We start from the raw sequence: 3,612 nt of genomic DNA on the forward strand, positions 1-3,612 counted from the left end.
CTCGGTGGCCGAGGTGATGCGCAGCGTGTCGAGACGCGCGCCCTCGATGCGCTGGGCGGGCGTCAGCGACGAGATGATCCAGCTGTCGACGACGGAGCCGATGCTGGAGCCGATGAAACCGCCGATCGTCGCGGCGCTGACGCCGAGGATCGCGCCGCCGATGCTGCCGCCAATGGCGGCGCCAGCGGCACCGAGAACGAGGGTGGCCATGTCGGGGTCTCAGCGTTGCGGGAACAGGAAGGCGAAGGCGATGCGCCGCCGCCAAGCTTTGGTGAGCGGCTCCTCGATCACGCCGAGCCGCTCGTAGGCGTGGAGGAAGGTGTCGGGACCGGTGAGGATCCCGACATGCTTGGCGATGGCGCGGGGCTTCATGCGGAACAGGATCAGCGCGCCGGGTCCAGCCGCCGCCGGTTCCACCTCGATCATCATGCGCCGCGCGCCTTCCGCCAGCACCTCGCGCGGGCGGGTCTCACCCCAATCGCGGCTGTAGGGCGGGATCGGGAACGGCTCGGGGCCGACGACCTCCTGCCAGACCCCGCGGGCCAGACCGAGGCAGTCGCAGCCGACGCCGCGCAGGCTGGCCTGGTCGTGATACGGCGTGCCGAGCCAGGCGCGCGCGATGGCGATGACCACATCGCAATCGACCGGCGAGTCGAGCGACTTTTTCATGATGGCTTCGCTTGTCATTCTGGGCGTTTCGTGGCGTCGTCACGCTGTTGAGAACTTCGGAGATTGGCCGATAATTATGGATTTCACAGGATTGTCGGCGTTTCCGATTACACCGTCGGACGAAAACGGGCGCGTGGAGACTGACCAGCTCGGCAGACTCCTTGATCGTCTCAAACAGGCGGCGGTCGGTTCCGTCGGCCTTCTCGGAAGCACCGGAACCTACGCGTATCTGTCACGGTCGGAACGGCGCCGGGCTGTCGACGCCGCTGTCGAAGTCCTGGGTAGCGCCGTCCCCTTGGTCGTCGGGGTCGGTGCGCTCAGAACCGACGAGGCCTGCGCCTTGGCCCGCGATGCCGCGGACGCGGGCGCCGACGCGCTGTTGCTGGCACCTGTCTCCTATACGCCGCTGACCCAGGAGGAGGCCTTCGAGCACTACCGCGCCGTCGCCGCGACCACCGATCTGCCGCTTTGCATCTACAACAACCCGGGGACGACGCATTTTTCCTTCAGCCTCGACCTGCTCGAGCGGCTTGCGACCGTTCCGAGCATCGCCGCCGTCAAGATGCCTCTTCCCGCGGATGGCGGTATTGCGAGGGAGATCGTCCGGCTGAGGAGCGCGCTGCCGCAAGGTTTTGCGATCGGCTACAGCGGCGACTGGGGTTGCGCTGATGCGCTTCTGGCCGGCGCTGACACTTGGTACAGCGTGGTCGGAGGGCTTTTCCCCGAGGTCGCGGCGCAGCTGACAAGGGCTGCGCAGGCGGGAAAGGCGGAGGAGGCGCACCGGATCGACGCCCAACTCGCTCCGCTCTGGGATCTCTTCAGGGAACACGGTTCTCTCCGCGTGGTCTACGCAGCGGCGAGGCTTCTCCGTTTGACGACACGCGATGCGCCCCGGCCGCTTCTGCCGTTGGGGGCGGATGACACCCAAAGGGTCGCCGCCGCAATCGAACATCTGTCCGGCTAGCGCCGCTCTCCGCCTGCATGCGCGCCATGCGCACTGACCACCGGTGCCAACGAGGCGTACCCGCTCGTGGCACGACATTCACAGTACCAACCCGTCCTGCCCACCATCCTTGGTGGCGTAGCGGAGCACCGCGTCCTGGCCGGGTATGTGTGGGAAGCCGCGGAAGTTGGCGGTGTTGGCGAACTTCGCGCCGCAGGTCTCCATGCGCTTGTCGCAGCCCGCGCGGATGGTGAAGGCGTCGCTCTCGGCGATCGCGCGCACCGGCGCTTCGAGCAGGGTCAGCACCGCCACGCCATCCGTGACGTCATGGCCCAAAACCTCGGTGCGCCGCCCCGCGTTTGCGCCGCTCGTCCAGTCCAGCGTGCCGAAAGTGAACCAGCCGGAGGCGAAGCCCCCGAGCCCCGAGGCGGTGAACGCCCGGTCCCGCAGGAGATCGATCACGGCGCCGGTGCCCCTGAAGGCGGGATTTTCGATGTCCACTCCGCAGCGCGTATCGCCGAGCGCGGCATCGCAGCTGGCCTGGAACGTCCGCCCGACCGTCTGGCCGAGGATGTGAGCGAGCGAGCGGACCTCGGCGACGAAGGCCAGCCGCCCGCGCCGGATCTGGCCGATGGCCCCGCGCCGCATCAGCACGCGCTGGCCGGTGTCGGCCCAGTTCACCCGCCAGACCTCCACCGACGCATTATCCCAGCGGCCGTCGAGGATGTCGGTCTCGGTGATCCGATCCGAGGTCAGCACGCCTTCCGCGTCCTGCGCATCGACCGACAGGTCCGAGCCCGAGCGCACCTCGGATGCCGTGAGCCCGCTCCCGGGCTCGAAATCCGTCCCGTCGAAGCTGAGTGTCCGGTCGTGATCGGTGAAGCCGAAGGTGACGCCATCGGCGCGCGTGATCCGCCAGCACCAGGCGAGCGTCGTCGTGCCATCTTCGAGATGGGCCTGCAGGGCGGGGTCGAAGGTCTTCATCGGCGCAATTCCAGAAGCGGAATGGAGGTGATCGAGCCGAGCCGCTCGAGGTCGAGCGTGACGTCGAGCGCGTCGGTGTCGAAGCGGACGGGCACGTCGAACTCAAAGCCCGCGGTGATCGCGACGCCAGCGCCCGGCGCGGCGCTGAAGGTGACGACACCGGTGGTGGTGTCGACCGACCAGCCGGAGGGCTGCTCGACGCCCGACAGCGCGATGCGCACGCTGCCCGCCACCGGCTTCGCGATGGCGCGCGTCCAGGACTGCGCGCCCGAGGCGTAGCGCTTGACGAGCTGGAAGGCGGTCGTCGCGCCGTCGCCGTTGCCGATCGCCTGGTCGGTGGGCGATGGCGTGCCCGAGGGCAGGCAGGACTTGTAGTCGCCCCAGTCCTTGAAGCGGAAGCCATGGAGACGCCCGTTCCTTGCTTCGAAGAAGGCGATCACGGCCGCCAGATCGTCGGCGCGGCGGATGCCATAGGCGACATCGTAGCGACGGCGGCTGTTGGCCCAGCTGGCGTTACGCTCCTCGTCGCCCGAGGCGAGCTCGACGATCTGGGTGCGCCGCTCTGGCCCGCCGCGCGCGCCGCGGCTGATGTTGTCCGGAAACCGGACCTCGTGAAACGCCATTACATGCCCCTCCGCCCGAGCGAGACCGCACGGGCGATGTCTGCCGCGACCTGCGTGCGGGACTGCCGGAAGCTCTCGGCGTCGCGCGCCATGATGGTGACGTTCACCCCGCCGCCCGCGCCGTAGCTCTGCGCCTCGCGTCGCGACAGAACCCGCTCGCCGCGTTGCAGGATCGCGGGCACCTCGTCATGGCGAAGGCTGGCCATGCCGCCGCCATGCATCCGGGGCGCAGCGGCGAAGGCCATGGCCGGGACCAAGGGTGAGGGCCCCGCCGATCCGACCATCCCGCCCGCATGCAGGACGTTGGCAAAAATGCCGCCCGCGCCGGCGAAGACGCCCGAAAGCGCGTTCGCAATCGGGCCGAGGATGAACCGCCGCGCCGCGAGCTTGGCG

5 protein-coding genes and 1 pseudogene are annotated in these 3,612 nt (G+C 68.9%); 1 reads left to right on the top strand and 5 read right to left on the bottom strand.

What is annotated here, in order from left to right; all coding sequences use genetic code 11:
• Positions 1–210 (bottom strand): hypothetical protein (locus E3D03_RS20135; protein WP_263568433.1); only part of this gene is annotated, 210 nt, incomplete at its 3' end.
• 9 nt (positions 211–219) lie between these two features.
• Positions 220–669 (bottom strand): NlpC/P60 family protein, encoded by a 450-nt coding sequence (locus E3D03_RS20140; RefSeq protein ID WP_263568434.1) that lies wholly within the window; start codon positions 667–669, stop codon positions 220–222.
• Here E3D03_RS20140 and E3D03_RS20145 point away from each other — a divergent pair.
• The gene (locus tag E3D03_RS20145; RefSeq protein ID WP_263568435.1) at positions 620–1,633 is read left to right on the top strand and encodes a dihydrodipicolinate synthase family protein; all 1,014 of its coding nucleotides are present in this window, start codon (positions 620–622) and stop codon (positions 1,631–1,633) included. The two genes, E3D03_RS20140 and E3D03_RS20145, sit on opposite strands and share 50 nt — an antisense overlap.
• Positions 1,634–1,711: 78 nt before the next feature.
• Here the strand turns inward: E3D03_RS20145 and E3D03_RS20150 are convergent, their stop codons facing one another.
• The 3 genes and pseudogenes from E3D03_RS20150 to E3D03_RS20160 form a co-directional block, all read right to left on the bottom strand.
• Positions 1,712–2,596, bottom strand: a complete 885-nt coding sequence (locus E3D03_RS20150; protein ID WP_263568436.1) for a DUF2163 domain-containing protein — start codon at positions 2,594–2,596, stop codon at positions 1,712–1,714.
• Positions 2,593–3,219 (bottom strand): DUF2460 domain-containing protein, encoded by a 627-nt coding sequence (locus E3D03_RS20155; protein WP_263568437.1) that lies wholly within the window; start codon positions 3,217–3,219, stop codon positions 2,593–2,595. The genes E3D03_RS20150 and E3D03_RS20155 overlap by 4 nt, the downstream gene beginning before the upstream one ends.
• A pseudogene (locus E3D03_RS20160) lies at positions 3,219–3,612 on the bottom strand (phage tail tape measure protein); the annotation flags it as partial. The gene E3D03_RS20155 and the pseudogene E3D03_RS20160, both read right to left, overlap by 1 nt.

It is taken from the genome of Paracoccus sp. DMF (assembly GCF_004407025.1).
Taxonomy (GTDB): domain Bacteria; phylum Pseudomonadota; class Alphaproteobacteria; order Rhodobacterales; family Rhodobacteraceae; genus Paracoccus; species Paracoccus aminovorans_B.

Bases quoted from the DNA above. Each gene is read 5' to 3' on its own strand.
- E3D03_RS20155 (WP_263568437.1), bottom strand. From the start codon at position 3,219: ATGGCGTTTCACGAGGTCCGGTTTCCGGACAACATCAGCCGCGGCGCG.
- E3D03_RS20150 (WP_263568436.1), bottom strand. From the start codon at position 2,596: ATGAAGACCTTCGACCCCGCCCTGCAGGCCCATCTCGAAGATGGCACG.
- E3D03_RS20140 (WP_263568434.1), bottom strand. From the start codon at position 669: ATGAAAAAGTCGCTCGACTCGCCGGTCGATTGCGATGTGGTCATCGCC.
- E3D03_RS20145 (WP_263568435.1), top strand. From the start codon at position 620: ATGGCGATGACCACATCGCAATCGACCGGCGAGTCGAGCGACTTTTTC.